Origin of the sequence: Micromonospora sp. NPDC049204, from assembly GCF_040647935.1 — a bacterium.
GTDB lineage: Bacteria > Actinomycetota > Actinomycetes > Mycobacteriales > Micromonosporaceae > Micromonospora.
Genome location: NZ_JBEZDC010000013.1, coordinates 148571 through 162344 on the forward strand (window position 1 = coordinate 148571; position 13774 = coordinate 162344).

The following is a 13774-nucleotide window of genomic DNA, read 5'->3' on the forward strand; positions in this document are numbered from 1 at the left end:
TGCCCGATCGGCGGGTGCCCGGTCAGCCGGGCAGCGCGGGCAGGGCGAGTGGGCTGCTCTCGGGGAGCAGGGTGTGGGCGGACCTGGCAATTGGCTCCAGCAACTCCCGGAGGCGGTCCGTGCCGTCCGGGCCGAGCGCCTGCCACGGGTGGGCAGCCGCCCGGTCGGTGGCGTCCTCGATGGCCTGGAACCCGGCCCGGGCGTGGTCGGTGGCCGCGCCGTCCCCGGTCAGCCAACCCCCCTCGGTGAGCCGCTTCCGGGCGGCGTGCCACTGCTCCTCGGACCAGCCCCGGCCCAGCAGGTACTGCGGCTGCGAACCGTCCAGAGCGACCCGCCCGGTCAGCGTCTCCACCGGGTCCAGTCCGGCGGCCACCAGCGCCGCCACGTGCCCGTCCCCCCGATGCTCGCGCAGCGTGGTGGCGGCCTGCCAGAGCCGCGCCAGCGGATATTCCCCGACCGGAAGCGCCGCGTTCGCCGCGCCGAGCACCCGGCCGGCGGTCTGCGCCGCCGAGGCGGCCCGTTCCAGCAGGTCGGCGGCCTCCGCCAGGTGCGACTCCGGCAGCTCGTAGGTCAGCTCGGCCAGCGCCTGCACGGCACCGGTCAGGCGGGCGCGCAAAGCCTCCGGCGGGGTGGCCAACCGCCACACCGCCGGCAGCGCGCGGGACACCATCGGCGGCGCGAAGGTAAAGAAGGCGGCGATCACCGGGGCCGCCTCGGTGGCACCCAGCGGCGCGGCCCGGCCGGCGAAGTAACCACGCCAGTAGCCGCGCAAGCCGACCGCCTCGTACGCGGCGCGGGCCCGAGGGTGCAGGTAGGTGACCGCGTGCACCGGCTCGAAGTACGCCCACATCGACCGGGCGGTCCGCCCAGGCTCGTCCAGCGCCGTCATCTGCACCTCCGCGTCGGAGTCCCGGATCACCCCGGACGGCGAACCGCCCGGGGTGACGCCGAACCTACTGCCGCTGGGTGACGGGCCGGAAGCCCCATGTGAACAACTCCATCGCGCCCCGGCGACAACCGGGGCGATCCGGACGGGGTCACTGGGCGGCGAGCACGTCCACCACGAAGCGCAGCGGCCCCTCGGGAGCACCCTGCGCGGCGGCGTCCTTGCCGTACGCCAGCTCCATCGGGATGTCGAGCTGCACCCGACTGCCCACGGTCACGCCGACCAGGCCCTGATCCCAGCCGGGGATGACCCGGCCGACGCCGATCGGGAAGGTGGCCGGCTGCCCGCTGTTCCAGGACGAGTCGAACTCCTTGCCGTCCTTGTAGAGCACCCCCACGTAGTTCGTGGTGATGTTCTGGCCCTTCTGCACGGCCGGGCCGGTCCCCTTGATCAGCGGGGTGACCGTGAGCTTCTTGAGCTCGCCCGTGCCCGGCTTCACCGTCGGCTTGCTGCCCAGCGCCGGGTCGGCGCCGGCCGGCAACTGCGGAGCGGGGGGCGCGGCGGCGTCGGGGCCGTCGGGGGCCGGGGCGGACGCGGACGGGGTCGCGTCGGCCTGGTTCTTGGGCTTGTCGTCGCCACCGCCGCCGATCGTCACGAACACGCCGATCAGCACGCCGGCAACGGCGACGGCGGCCAGACCGCTGGCCCACGCGTTGCGCCTGCGCTTCCGGTCGGCAGCCTTCTTCGCCGCCAACTGGGCGGCCAGCCGGCGCCCCGACTTGGTCGCCGGGCTCTGGTCCTGGTCCGCCGGCCGGTTCTGCTGCGTCCGCTCGCTCACGTCGTCGACTCCCTGCTGCGAAGTGTGGCCGGCACCCGGTGCCGGGGGGAAAGCCGACGCACACGGTACCCGCACCACGGCCCACCGTGCCGGCCACGGACACCTCGGATCGCCCAGCGCGGCAGTTCCGGGCCGTTCCCGGGCGGTTATCCCGGGATGACCATGAAGTCGGTCACGAACGACGTGACCCGGCCGTCGGCGGTACGCCCGATCCAGGTGCCGTAGCAGCCGTCACCCCAACCGGTGGCCACGGTGACGACGTTGGCCCCGCTGGCCTCGTCCAGGACGGCATTGATCAGCCTCGGGACCGGGGACGAGGGCAGCTCGCCGGAGAGGAAGACCTGCTCGACCCGGTCGTAGTCCCAGCCTTCCAGGACACCGAGCGCGGTCGGGTCGGCGAGGGTGCCGACACCGGCGTCCACCCCGTACCCGAAGTAGTCGTCCGCGCCGAGCGTGGACACGTCCTGGTCGCCCGCGACGGCCGGCTCCCACCGGGTCGTCGGCTCGGCGGAGACGACCAACTCCAGTGCGGCCACCCGCCGGTCGACCTCGGCGTCCTCCCGGAGCACCACGGCCACCCAGGCGCGGGCCGCATACCGCCCCGGCGGCACGGTGACCGTGAACGGCTCGGCGTCCGGGCAGACCAGCGGGTCGCACCCGACCACCTGCCCGGTGGGCAGCACCACGTCGTCCACCGGGTGGACCTCGATCAGGTACGCGCCGTGCTGGTCGGTGAAGCGGGCGCCGGGCGTCAACAACCGGTCCAGGTCAGGGGTGTACGGCATGGGGGCTCCTCCGGTGGCCAGCGGCCGGCGGAGCGTACCCGGCCCGCCGGACATCGCCGTCGCTGCCGTACCGGTCAGGCGCTCTTGCGGGGTGCGGTCTTGCGGGCGGCCGTCTTCTTCGCCGGCTCCGCCTTCTTCGCGGCGGTCTTCTTGGCCGGCTCGGCCTTCTTCGCGGCGGTCTTCTTCTCGGCCGTCTTCTTCGCCGCGGTCTTCTTCGCGGGGGCCTTGGCGGCCTTCTTCTCCGCCGCCTTCTGCGCCGACCGGGCCGACGAGATCGGTGTCGGCTCGCCGCCTCCGCCACCACGGGCGGGTTGCTCGCCGCGGGCCGCCTTGGCCCGCTCCACCGAGGCCTTCAACGCGGCCATCAGGTCCACCGCCGCGGCCGGGGCCTCCTCGACCTCCTCCGGCTGGACGACCTCCCGACCCTCCACCTTGGCGTCGATGACCTCCTGCAACGCGGCCCGGTAGTCGTCGGTGAAGACATCCGGCTCGAACTCGCCGGTCATCGAGTCGATCAGGGAACTGGCCATCGCCAACTCTGGTGGGCGCACCTTGAGGTCCTCGTCGAGGAAACCGAAGTCCGGGGTACGGATCTCGTCCGGCCAGAGCATGGTGTTGAGCAGCAGGACTCCCTCGCGGACCCGCAGGGTGGCCAGCTGCTCCCGCTGACGCAGCGCCACCTTGACGATGGCCACCCGCTCCGAGTCGATGAGCGCGTCGCGCAGCAGCACGTACGGCTTGGTGGCCGTGCCCTCCGGCTCGAGAAAATACGCCTTGTTGTAGAGGATCGGGTCGACCTGCTCGGCCGGCACGAACTCCAACACGTCGATCGCGCGGGAGCTGGTCAGCGGCAGGTCGGCGAAGTCCTCGTCGGTGAGGATCACCATCTCGCCGCCGCCGATGTCGTAGCCCTTGGCGATGTCGTCGTAGGTGACCTCCTCGCCGCAGACCGAGCAGGTGCGCTTGTAGCGGATCCGGCCACCGTCCTCACGGTGTACCTGGTGGAACCGAATGTCCTTCTCCTCGGTGGCGGAGTAGAGCTTCACCCCGATCGAGACGAGCCCGAACGACACGGCTCCCTTCCAGATGGCACGCATCCTGCGCTCCCTTCCCCGGTATCGACCATGCTCGCATCCCGATGAACCGGACGCGAGGTGTTCGGCCTGCTACTACAGTCGGGTCGTGCCCGGCGCGCCGCTCAAGCCGATGCTCGCGATGACCGGGCCGCTCCCGGCGGGTGACGGCTGGGCGTACGAGTTCAAGTGGGACGGGGTCCGCGCGCTCGCCGACATCTCCGGCGGCGACCAGCACCTGTACGCCCGCTCCGGCGTGGAGATCACCGCCGCGTACCCCGAGCTGGCCACCCTCTACGAGCAGGTCGACGACGCGCTGCTCGACGGTGAGGTGGTGCTGCTCGGTCAGGGCGGGCAGCCGTCGTTCACCGCGCTGGCCGAGCGGATGCACGTCCGGGACCGGGCCAAGGCGGCCCGGTTGGCGGCGGTCATGCCGGTGACGTACATGATCTTCGACCTGCTGCGGCTGAACGGGGACGACCTGACCGCCTGGCCGTACGAGCGCCGCCGGGAGGCGCTGGAGGCGCTCGCGCTCGGTGGCCTCCGGTGGGCGGTGCCGCCGATGTTCGCCGACGGGCCGGCCACCTACGAGGCGGCCGGTGAGCACGGCCTGGAGGGCGTGATGGCCAAGCGGGTCGGTGCCGTCTACCGCCCGGGGGTGCGCTCGCCGGACTGGGTGAAGGTCAAGCTGGAGGTGACCGGCGACTTCGTCATCGGTGGCTGGCGACCGGGCGCGCGTCGGATCGGCGGGCTGCTGGTCGGGGTGCCCGGTCCGGACGGTCGGCTGATCTACCGGGGTCGGGTCGGCGGTGGGATCGGGGCGGCCATCGAGCGGCAGCTCCTCGCCGAGTTGGAGCCGTTGCGCTCCGGCGTGTCCCCGTTCGCACCGGGTGTGCCGCGCGAGGATGCCCGGGGTGCCATCTGGGTAGAACCTCGGGTGGTGGTGGAGGTGAAGTACGGCCAGCGCACCCCGGACGGCCGGCTGCGCTTCCCCCGGGTGCTGCGGTTGCGCCCGGACAAGCCGCCGGAGGAGGTCGACGATGCCGGCTGAGCGGCTACGGGTGGACGTCGAGGGCCGCCCGCTGGAGCTTTCCAACCTGGACAAGGTGCTCTACCCGGCGGCTGGTTTCACCAAGGGTGAGGTGATCGACTACTACACGCGGATCTCGCCGGTGCTGCTGCCGCACCTGCGCGACCGGCCGGTGACCCGGATCCGCTTCCCCAACGGCGTCGACGACAAGTCGTTCTTCGAGAAGAACACGCCGGCCGCCACCCCGGACTGGGTGCGGGTGGAAAATCTGCCCGCGCCCGGGTCGACGAAGGGCCGGGAGACCATCGACTACGTGGTCGCCGACGACCTGCCCACCCTGGTGTGGCTGGCCAACCTGGCCGCGTTGGAGCTGCACACGCCGCAGTGGAAGGTCGGCGAACACCCGGACATGATGGTCGTCGACCTGGACCCGGGGCCGCCGGCCGGGCTCGCCGAGTGTTGTCCGGTGGCGGTGTTGATGCGCGACCGGCTCGCCGACGACGGCATCGAGTCGTACCCCAAGACGTCCGGCAAGAAGGGCATGCAGCTCTGCTGCCCGATCGCGGGCACCCAGCCCTCCGACGACGTCTCCGCCTACGCGCGGCGGATCGCCCAGGAGTTGGAGAAGGCCCACCCGAAGCTGATCGTGTCGAAGATGGCGAAGAACCTGCGCCCCGGCAAGGTCTTCATCGACTGGAGTCAGAACAACGCGGCGAAGACCACTGTCGCGCCGTACTCGTTGCGGGCACAGTCGGTGCCGTCGGTGTCGACGCCGCTGACCTGGGACGAGGTCGAGGCCGGCGCCCGCGGCCGGAAGCCGGCCGTCCGCCAGTTCACCGCCGCCGAGGTCCTGGCCCGGGTCGAGGAGTACGACGACCTGCTCGCCCCCCTGCTCGACGGCGGCCCGGAACTGCCGGCCATCAGCCGGTCGAGCTAGCGCGGACCAAGGCTCCGGGAGGACGGGTTTGCACGGCTCGTGACAGTTGTTCCTGTCCGGTACCGTCCGAGCCGCAACTCCTAACAACACGGGGGAACCCTTGACCAAGTCCTTCACTTCCCGCCGCGTGCTGGCCTGGACCGCGCCCGTGGCGCTGGCGCTGACCGCGCTCGCCCCGGCCCTGCCGGCCCAGGCCGAGGCGAAGCCCACGCCCACCGTCACCGCCGGTCCGGTCGACAAGGACCTCGACGGTGACGGCGTCGCGGACCTGGTCGCTGTCGGCGGCCCAGGCACTCGCCTCGCCTCCGGCGTCTGGTCGGCGCTCGGCCTGAAGTCTCGCAAGACCGGCGTCGGCACCGGCAAGGTGCAGACTCCGGCCATCAACATCGGCCTACTCGGCACTGGTGTCGGCGGAGACGAGTCCGGAGCGGACTTCGACGGCGCCCAGGTCATCACCGGCCGCTTTACCGGCAGCGAACGCCAGGACTTCCTCTATTACTACCCGACCGGCAACTCCGCCGGTGCCGCCATCCTTCTCCGCGGTGCCGGAGACGGCACGATGCCCAGCCCCTACAACAACCAGTTCTCCATCCCGTACGAGTTTCTGGCCGACGCCAACGGCAACAGCCCTCTGCAACTCGCGAACGCGTTCCAGGCTGACGGCGTCGACACCAGCATCCCGGATCTGTTCGGCATCGCCGGCGACGCCACCAACGGCTACCGGCTCGGCTACCACCCCAACTTCCACGCGCCGGGCCTCTACTACGGTGTCACCGACCTGACCAACCCCACGCCGACCGGTGCGGCGGACTGGCAGAACTGGACCATCGCCAGCACCGAGACCGCGTCGGGGGTGGCTCTCTTCCTGCGTAACGCCGGCACCGGGCACCTGTACCTGTGGACCGGGGTCACCATGGTCGACAACGGTGACGGCACCGGCACGTTGACGCACACCCAGTACCGGGTGGCGACGAACTGGAACACCGGCGTCGCGATCAGCGCGCTGCAGGCCGCCGACATCAACGCCGACGGCACGCCGGACCTGTGGACGGTGCTGCCGAATGGCACCTACCGGGCGTACCTGATCTCCGGCTTGTCGAGCAGTGGCACCGCGACGGTCACCGCCACCCGCGCCCGGCGGCTTGCCTGACCTTCCGGCGTGAAGGCGCGTGACCGGCCGGAGGCGTACCGGCCGGGATCGCGATCGTGGCACTGGCAAAGAGGGAACCCCGGCGTCCACGTGGGTGGACGCCGGGCCGAGGTGGCTTCTCCGAGCGCTGCCGATCAGCGGTGCCCGAAGACCTTCCGGCTGGAGCCGAGGCGCAGGAGCACCGTCTCGCCGGTGGCGTCCTGCACCCCGTCGTTGTCGGTGATCGCGTAGACCTCGCCGTTGCCCGCGACGGTCAGGCCCTCCAGCTTCTCCTGGGTCCAACCGTTCGTGGCGCGCAGTGCGGGCAGCACGTCGACGGCGAGCGTCTTCGGCAGCACGGTCAGCGGGCCGGTCGCCGCCGCGCCCGGCAGCGGCACCGTGTAGATCCGCTTGACCGTGGCGGCCGGCCCGTTCAGCTTGTCCCGCTCGATGACCGCGAGCCGGTCGCCGACCACGGTGATCTCGGAGAGGCCCATCCAGTCACCGGGCACGCTGGTGGCGTCCAACTGGTAGCCGTACCAACTCCAGGTGCCCGCGGTGACGTCGTAGCGACCCAGCCGGACGATCCCGGCCGGGTCGGTGCTCAGCTCCCGCTGCACGGCCACCCAGACGATCTCCCGACCCTGCCGGTCGGTGGTAGCGGTGACGCCCTCCAGGCCCTGCTTGCCCAGGCCGGCGGCGACCTCGGCGGGCAGCGCGACGGTCTGCCGGGTCACCCCGGCGGCGTCGAGCCGGACCAGCTTGTTCTCCGCGCCCTTGGCACCCTCGACGGCCAGCCAGAAGCCGCCCTGCGGGCGGGCGAAGATCCCCTCCGCGTCGTACCCGACCGGGGTGCCGGCCGCGTCCCGCACCGGCAGGGCGCCGGTGATCAGGGCCGGCGACCGCTTCGCGTCGATGGTGAGGATGCGGGTCTGGCTGTACGCCGCGTCGGTGACGCTGTAGAGCTGGTCCCGCTTGCCCGGCACCGCGCTCAACGCGCCGAGCGCGCCCCAACCGATCGGGGTGCCGGTGCGGTCCGCGCCGGAGACGATGCTCGGGAACTCCGGGGTGCCCCTGCCGAGCTGGAAGAGCGATACCGAGGCGCGGACGTTCACCGAGGCGTCGTCCTCCTCACTGGAGACGGCGAGCAGCCCGCGGGACGGGATGGGCAGCAGTCCCTCCGGTCCGTTGGTGGTCGGCAGCACCTGCCGGAAGACGGGCTTTGTGGGGTCGCCCAGGTCGTAGACGGCGACGAAGTTGCTGCGCTCCGAGCCGACGAACGCGTACCGCACGCCGTCGTACTCGGCGACGGCCACGCCCTCCGGCTCGGTGCCCTTCTTGGCGGCCCGGTCCTCGTTGTGCAGCCCATAGGTGACGGCGAGCCGCTCGAAGGTGTTGCCGGCGTCCCAGGCGACCCGGCCACTGCGGCTGTCGAAGATCGACCAGCCGCGGGTGCCGCCGTGCCAGTCACCCTCGTTGGCCGTGGCCAGGTAACGGTCGTCGACCCAGGCCACCGCGTCCGGCTCGCGGGGGACGTCGGTGATGCTGCCGGTCAGGTCGATGACACCGTCCTTCCTGGTGTCGATCCCGTTGATCGTGGCGGTGCCAGCGCTGAACACCGTGGTGATCCGACCGGTGGGCAGGTCGATGAGGGCAACGCCGTTGTTCTCCTGGAGCGTCACGGCCAACTGGTTGCGGCTGTTGATCGAGACGTACTCCGGCTCCGGGTCGGTCGGCGCGGCGAGACCGGCCTGGACCAGGGCGGGCAGCGCGCTCCCGTCGGCGCCGGTCAGCGCGACCGGGCGCAGCCGCCAACCGGCCGGGGACTTCCCGGTCAGGTCGACGATCTGCACGAAACCGGCGGGCGCCTGGGGCAGGTCGCCCTCCTCGCCGCCGGGCGGGGTGGCCTCCTCGTCGCGCTCGTTCTCGATGGCGATCGCGGCGTACCGCTTGTCCTTGCTGATCGCGATCGAGTCGGGCTGACCGCCGAGGTCGAAGCTGGCCACCCGCTTCCGGCTGGCCAGCTCGATCACGTCGAGCCGACCTGACGGCCCGGTGTAGCTGCCGCTGGTGTTCACCACCACCAGCACGTACCGACCGACCACGGCGACCGAGGTGGGCTCGTCCTCGGCGTTGCCGAGCTGTGCCAGGGAGAGCGTGCCGAGGCCGCGCGGCCGGTCGGCGCGGGAGATGTCCAGGAAGCCGATGCGTCGGGCCAGCGCGTCGGTGTGGATCAGGGTGCGGCCGTCCTCGCTGACCGCCGAGATCTCGGCGACCGTCGCGGTCGCCGGGTCCTCCCCGGCCGGGCGGTTCTGGAACACCGGATACGTGGCGACCCGGTCGAAGGCGAGCGACGGGTGGTGGTGTCCGCCGGCCGACGCGGGGGTGGCCCCGGTCAGGCTGGCGGCGGCGACACCGGCTGCGGTGAGCGCGGCGAATGCATTTCTGAGAGTCAAGGACTTCCTCCGTTAGGTCGTACCCGGACGGAGGCTGACAGTTGTCGGGGAGCGTCAGCTTGCGCCGACATGAACAGTCGGCGAACCCCGGCGCAGCCGCCACCAGGCACCGCCGAACAGGGCGACCGTGACGACGGTGACCGCGATGTCGCCGGCCAGGGCAGCCGCCGGAGAGGCCGGGGAGTACGGCGGCACCACGTACGCGAACGCGGCGGCCACGACCAGGCCCGCGCTACCGGCGACAAGCACGTGCCGCTGCCCCCAATTGCTGCGCGACGACCAGTAGACGATCAGCCCTCCGGCGGCCGCCGCGAGCGCCAGCGCGATCGCCATCCCCGGCCAGCCGGGCATCAGGTCGGCGCCGAGGCGGACGAGGACGATCGGCAGACCCACCCAGAGCGGATGCGGCGCCCGACGGGCCCGGCGCGGGTGGGGGCGGCGCCAGCGGGGCAGCAGCGCCGTTCCGACGAGCGCGAGGACCACCACGGCGGTGAAGGCCAGTTGGAGTGGGCTGGCCAGGAAGCCCTTGTCCCCGCTGATGTTGGAGAAGATGAACAGACTGCCGAGCAGATAGATCAGACCGACGACGAGGAGACCGGGTCGGCCCAGCCACGGCCGGAGCCGGCGGTCCCGCCCGAGGAACGACTCGATCAGCACGATCGGCGCGCAGATCGTCAGCACGATGTGGTTGCCCACGTAGTCGAACGCCTGCCGGAGGCTGAATTCGAGCCCCGGCACCAGCGTCGCCTCGGCGGCGGCCCGGGTGTCGGCGTACTGGGTGTCGTCGAGGAAGTCGGGATTGAACAGCGACTGGTCAACCAGCCCGGCCTGGAGTACGCCGAACGCGGCGGCGAGCAGCACGATCGTCGGCCAGCTCGCGCCGAGGTGCCGAGCGGTCTCCCGGATCAGGATCGCCGCGCCGCCGTACATCGGACCCAGGAAGATCAGCACAGGGAGAAAGTCGTCGATGGCGAAGCCGCCCCACGAGCACTCCGCCGCCCAGGGCGCGAGCAGCAGCAACGCGATCACCGGCAGGAGCCGCCGGCGCAACGGCAGCCGCGTGGTGGCGGCCGGCTGCTCAGCGGCGGCCGGCTGGTCGGTGGCGACCGGCTGCTCAGCGGCGACCGGGTGGTCGGCGGCGGCCGGGTGGTCGGCGGCGGCGGGGTCGGGTCCGGTCGGCATGGGCGCTCCTCGGCGGTGGCGTTTCACCTGTCACCTCGTACCGTGCGGAGGCCAAGCGGTCGCCCGATACCGCCATCGGGCGGCGATCGGAGCGACCAAAGTCGTTGCGTAGGGTGGGGCCGACGTCAACCCGGGGAGCGTGGAGATGCAGCCAACCGTCACGGCCGAACTGGCGGCCCAACCCGCCGACGCCGAGCAGCCCCTGCTCAGTTACCGCGACGAGGCGACCGGCGAGCGCGTCGACCTGACCGCACAGCAGGTCGGCGTCTGGGCGGCGCGCAGCGCGAGCCTGCTGCGGGACGGTTGCGGGCTCGGCCCCGGCAGCCGCGTAGCGGTGTTGCTGCCGCCGCACTGGCGTACCGCCGCGGTGTTGTTGGGCGCGTGGGCCTCGGGCCTGGCGGTGTCGTTCCGACCGCGCGCCACCGCGGGCCTGCCCGTGCTCGAACCGGGCGGTGACCGGCCGTTCGACGCGGTCCTGGTGACCCCGCAGCGGCAGGACGACTGGCTGGAGGACGTGCCGGACGCGCCACACCGCTACCTCGTCGGCACCGGCCCGGGGCGGTTGGCCGACGTGCCGCTGGGTTGGTTGGACTGGTCCGCCGAGGTGCTTCGCCACGGCGAGGCGACGCCCGAGCACACCGCCATCCGCCCGTCGGACCCGGCCACCGCGGACGGCACCACCTACGGCCAGTGGGGCGCGATCGCCCAGGAGTACGCGAAGATGCTGGGCCTGCGCGCCGGCGATCGTCTGCTGGTCGACGCCGCCGAGCACGAGGAGCCATTGAAGTGGCTGCTCGCGCCGCTCTCGGCCGGCGCGTCCGTGGTGATCAGCGCCAACCTCGACCCAGCCCGGCGGGACGCCGTCGCCGCCGCCGAGCGGGCGACGCGCATCCTTTGAATGGGTGGAGCGGTGGTACTGCGGGTAGTACCATTGCTGGGTGCCCTCGATAGCCAAGCTCGTGGAAGCGATGCGACAGCATCAGCAGAACATCGCCTACAACGATCTCTATCGGGTGTGCGAGCACTACTTCGGGAAGCCGCGGCAGGCGGGGACCTCGCATGCCGTGTTCAGGATGCCGTGGGTCGGTGACCCACGCGTCAACATCCAGGACGACAAGGGCAAGGCCAAGGCGTATCAGGTCCGGCAGGTCCTCAAGGCGATCGACAAGAAGGAGGCGATGTGATGCAACCCGACGCCCGTCCCGAAATCACGCACTACACATACCGCGTCACCTGGTCGGTCGATGACCAGGAGTTCGTCGCCACCTGCGCCGAGTTTCCGTCGCTCTCCTGGCTGGCCCCCGCACAGGTTGAGGCGCTGCAAGGTCTTCAGGGTCTCGTGCAGGAGGTGATCGCGGATATGGAGGAGCAGGGCGAGCCGGTGCCGCAGCCGTTCGCGGAACGAAGCTATTCGGGCAAGTTCAACCTCCGTGTCGGGGAGAGCCTCCATCGCGAACTCGCCATCGAGGCTGCCGAGGATGGGATGAGCCTCAACCAGTACGTCTTACGGAAACTGCGCGCCGCCTGAGCAGTCGGGCAGCGCTTGCTCTGACCGATTCGGCTTTGGTGAAACCGGGGTATCAACGTGTCCCGGACGCCGCGACCTCTTGAAAACCGAGTCGATCAGGGCCGCGTCACCCTGTTCGCCCTCGGGGTGGTCGCGCCGGGTCCGGCGGCGGCGCCGCTGCCCCGCGCGGCCCAGGCCGACGGCCCCACCACCCCCGACCCGCGCGAGCCGCGCCCGCCGCTGCTCCCCGCCGACTTCCAGGGCACCGGTCGGTACGTCGTGCGGGACCTCGGCATCGACGTGCCGTTCTCGTGGCAGGGCCGCGACGGCAACAGCCAGATGACCGCCGGCGGCCCGGACCATCCGATCTGGTTCACCAACCTGATCTACGAGAACACCCTCTACACGCTGACCTACAAGTGGCCGAACATTCCGCTCTTCCCGCCCCGCGCGTGCAGCAAGGTGCCGGGGTTCTTCAACCGGCAGATCTTCAACGACAAGCTGAAGACCGCGCGGTATGTGGGGCCGGAGGTCCTGCACGGTGACCAGGACCGGCACGTCGACCACTGGCGGGTCGGTGTGGTCGGGGGCTCCACCGTGCCGGGGGAGTTCTTCCGGTTCCCGCTCGCGCTCGGCGACATCTACGTCGACCAGCACGACCCGACCCGGTGGTGGCAGGTGTTGCAGTTCGGCCTGCAGAACCTCTTCGACCCGGAGCTGGACGAGTGGTTCACCATGGACACCTTCGACCACCGCCCCGGCGAGGTCACCCTCCCCGACCGCTGCCCACCACCCACGCCGTAGCCCATCCACTCTGTTGATCAAGAGGTTTACGTCATCGATCGGCCTGATGATGACGCAAACCTCTTGATCAACGCGGGCGGGGTCAGGGTCGGGTCTGGGTGGGGTTTGGTTACCGGGCGAACAGCAGGGCCGCGTCCAGGAGGACGACGACGGCGGTGGCGAAGTGGATGCCGAAGGCTACGGCCTTCGTCCCACCGTTGCGGAGCACGATGACGGTGTCGCCCAGCGGGACGAGCGCGACGACCAGCATGAACCACGCGACCGCGTCGGCGGTGGTGAAGGCGATCAGGGTGAGGCCGAGCAGGCCGTAGCTGAGATCGCGTACGCCCTTGACGGAGAGGTAGGCGGGATCTCCCTCCGGCCGGGCCGGTACGCCGTACCCGGCAGCCGACGCGGTCGGCGCCAGCAGGAACCGCGCACCGATGAAGACGATGAAGAGGTTGAGTAGGACGGCGAGCCCGTAGGCGAGGGGTGACAACATGGTCCGCTCCGATTGCTAGCGCTGCTAGATGTGAGAGCGACGCTAGCAGAGCGTCGGCAGGATATCTAGCGGTGCTAGAGTTCAAGTCATGTCGACTCAGACGCGCCGGGAGCGCGAGCGGGCGGAACGGGAACGGGCCATCGTCGAGGCGGCGCGCGACCTGGCTCTGGCGGAAGGCTGGGACGCGGTCACCACCCGCCGACTCGCCGCCGAGATCGAATACAGCCAGCCCGTCCTCTACAGCCACTTCAAGGGCAAGGACGCCATCATGGCGGCGGTCGCCGTCGAGGGCTTCGCCGAGCTGGCCACCGCGCTCGCCTCGGCCCGCGCCTCGGCCGCCGACCCCCGGCAGGCGGTCGCCGACGTCGCGGCGGCGTACACCACCTTCGCCGAACAGCGGCCCGCGCTCTACGACGCGATGTTCACCCTCGCCGTGGACCTGCCGTTCGCCAGCCAGGACGTCCCGACCGATCTGGCCCGGGGCTTCGCCGAGCTGGCGGAGACGGTGCGCCCGGTCGCCGGGGACGACGACCTGGAGACGGTCACCGAGACGTTCTGGAGCGGCCTGCACGGGCTGGTCACGCTGATGCGCAGTGGCCGGCTCCGCCGCGCCGGCCACCAGCAGCGGCTGGCCGTGCTCGTGCGCAGCTTCTCCCGCTGAGCGGT

At 71.4% G+C, this 13774-nt stretch carries 15 protein-coding genes; 8 read left to right on the plus strand and 7 right to left on the minus strand.

The window, feature by feature from the left end; translation table 11 throughout:
- Positions 1-22 precede the first annotated feature (22 nt).
- The 4 genes from AB0A90_RS23870 to AB0A90_RS23885 all read right to left on the minus strand — a co-directional run bounded on the left by AB0A90_RS23870 (position 23) and on the right by AB0A90_RS23885 (position 3606).
- Positions 23-850, minus strand: coding sequence for a hypothetical protein (locus AB0A90_RS23870; protein WP_357252053.1), 828 nt, complete (start codon positions 848-850; stop codon positions 23-25).
- A 187-nt stretch (positions 851-1037) separates the two neighbouring features.
- Positions 1038-1724, minus strand: coding sequence for an FKBP-type peptidyl-prolyl cis-trans isomerase (locus tag AB0A90_RS23875; RefSeq protein ID WP_357251802.1), 687 nt, complete (start codon positions 1722-1724; stop codon positions 1038-1040).
- Positions 1725-1870: 146 nt separating this feature from the next.
- Positions 1871-2509: a DUF4241 domain-containing protein gene (locus AB0A90_RS23880; RefSeq protein ID WP_357251805.1), complete on the minus strand. Its 639-nt coding sequence runs from the start codon at positions 2507-2509 to the stop codon at positions 1871-1873.
- Between the two features lie 74 nt (positions 2510-2583).
- Positions 2584-3606, minus strand: coding sequence for a Ku protein (locus tag AB0A90_RS23885; protein WP_357251808.1), 1023 nt, complete (start codon positions 3604-3606; stop codon positions 2584-2586).
- Between the two features lie 85 nt (positions 3607-3691).
- Here AB0A90_RS23885 and ligD (AB0A90_RS23890) point away from each other — a divergent pair, with 85 nt between their 5' ends.
- The 3 genes from ligD (AB0A90_RS23890) to AB0A90_RS23900 all read left to right on the plus strand — a co-directional run bounded on the left by ligD (AB0A90_RS23890) (position 3692) and on the right by AB0A90_RS23900 (position 6699).
- Complete coding sequence (gene ligD / locus AB0A90_RS23890; RefSeq protein WP_357251811.1) at positions 3692-4633, plus strand: non-homologous end-joining DNA ligase; 942 nt, start codon at positions 3692-3694, stop codon at positions 4631-4633.
- A complete protein-coding gene (gene ligD / locus AB0A90_RS23895) occupies positions 4623-5549 on the plus strand; it encodes a non-homologous end-joining DNA ligase (protein WP_357251814.1) in 927 nt (308 codons plus the stop codon). Before ligD (AB0A90_RS23890) ends, ligD (AB0A90_RS23895) begins: the two co-directional genes overlap by 11 nt.
- A 100-nt stretch (positions 5550-5649) precedes the next feature.
- Positions 5650-6699 (plus strand): hypothetical protein, encoded by a 1050-nt coding sequence (locus tag AB0A90_RS23900; protein ID WP_357251817.1) that lies wholly within the window; start codon positions 5650-5652, stop codon positions 6697-6699.
- Between the two features lie 134 nt (positions 6700-6833).
- Here the strand turns inward: AB0A90_RS23900 and AB0A90_RS23905 are convergent, their stop codons facing one another.
- Complete coding sequence (locus tag AB0A90_RS23905) at positions 6834-9134, minus strand: esterase-like activity of phytase family protein (RefSeq protein ID WP_357251820.1); 2301 nt, start codon at positions 9132-9134, stop codon at positions 6834-6836.
- A gap of 54 nt (positions 9135-9188) precedes the next feature.
- Positions 9189-10316 (minus strand): hypothetical protein, encoded by a 1128-nt coding sequence (locus AB0A90_RS23910; protein WP_357251823.1) that lies wholly within the window; start codon positions 10314-10316, stop codon positions 9189-9191.
- Between the two features lie 145 nt (positions 10317-10461).
- On the opposite strand from AB0A90_RS23910, the gene AB0A90_RS23915 reads away from it, so the two are divergent.
- The 4 genes from AB0A90_RS23915 (at position 10462) to AB0A90_RS23930 (ending at position 12627) form a co-directional block, all read left to right on the plus strand.
- Positions 10462-11214, plus strand: coding sequence for a TIGR03089 family protein (locus tag AB0A90_RS23915; protein WP_357251826.1), 753 nt, complete (start codon positions 10462-10464; stop codon positions 11212-11214).
- Positions 11215-11254: 40 nt separating this feature from the next.
- Positions 11255-11500 (plus strand): toxin HicA, encoded by a 246-nt coding sequence (locus tag AB0A90_RS23920; RefSeq protein ID WP_357251828.1) that lies wholly within the window; start codon positions 11255-11257, stop codon positions 11498-11500.
- Complete coding sequence (locus AB0A90_RS23925) at positions 11500-11844, plus strand: toxin-antitoxin system HicB family antitoxin (RefSeq protein WP_357251831.1); 345 nt, start codon at positions 11500-11502, stop codon at positions 11842-11844. Before AB0A90_RS23920 ends, AB0A90_RS23925 begins: the two co-directional genes overlap by 1 nt.
- 126 nt (positions 11845-11970) lie before the next feature.
- Positions 11971-12627, plus strand: a complete 657-nt coding sequence (locus AB0A90_RS23930) for a hypothetical protein (protein WP_357251834.1) — start codon at positions 11971-11973, stop codon at positions 12625-12627.
- A 109-nt stretch (positions 12628-12736) separates the two neighbouring features.
- Here AB0A90_RS23930 and AB0A90_RS23935 read toward each other — a convergent pair whose 3' ends face one another.
- On the minus strand, positions 12737-13108 hold the full coding sequence (locus AB0A90_RS23935) for a DUF4267 domain-containing protein (RefSeq protein ID WP_357251836.1): 372 nt from the start codon (positions 13106-13108) through the stop codon (positions 12737-12739).
- An 88-nt stretch (positions 13109-13196) separates the two neighbouring features.
- Here AB0A90_RS23935 and AB0A90_RS23940 point away from each other — a divergent pair, with 88 nt between their 5' ends.
- Positions 13197-13769, plus strand: a complete 573-nt coding sequence (locus AB0A90_RS23940; protein ID WP_357251839.1) for a TetR/AcrR family transcriptional regulator — start codon at positions 13197-13199, stop codon at positions 13767-13769.
- The last annotated feature ends 5 nt before the right edge of the window (positions 13770-13774 follow it).

Excerpts from the sequence above, each read along its gene's own strand:
- AB0A90_RS23915 (WP_357251826.1), top strand. The coding sequence starts at position 10,462 with ATGCAGCCAACCGTCACGGCCGAACTGGCGGCCCAACCCGCCGACGCC.
- AB0A90_RS23910 (WP_357251823.1), bottom strand. The coding sequence starts at position 10,316 with ATGCCGACCGGACCCGACCCCGCCGCCGCCGACCACCCGGCCGCCGCC.
- AB0A90_RS23885 (WP_357251808.1), bottom strand. The coding sequence starts at position 3,606 with ATGCGTGCCATCTGGAAGGGAGCCGTGTCGTTCGGGCTCGTCTCGATC.
- AB0A90_RS23880 (WP_357251805.1), bottom strand. The coding sequence starts at position 2,509 with ATGCCGTACACCCCTGACCTGGACCGGTTGTTGACGCCCGGCGCCCGC.
- AB0A90_RS23935 (WP_357251836.1), bottom strand. The coding sequence starts at position 13,108 with ATGTTGTCACCCCTCGCCTACGGGCTCGCCGTCCTACTCAACCTCTTC.
- AB0A90_RS23940 (WP_357251839.1), top strand. The coding sequence starts at position 13,197 with ATGTCGACTCAGACGCGCCGGGAGCGCGAGCGGGCGGAACGGGAACGG.
- ligD (WP_357251814.1), top strand. The coding sequence starts at position 4,623 with ATGCCGGCTGAGCGGCTACGGGTGGACGTCGAGGGCCGCCCGCTGGAG.
- AB0A90_RS23925 (WP_357251831.1), top strand. The coding sequence starts at position 11,500 with ATGCAACCCGACGCCCGTCCCGAAATCACGCACTACACATACCGCGTC.
- AB0A90_RS23870 (WP_357252053.1), bottom strand. The coding sequence starts at position 850 with ATGTGGGCGTACTTCGAGCCGGTGCACGCGGTCACCTACCTGCACCCT.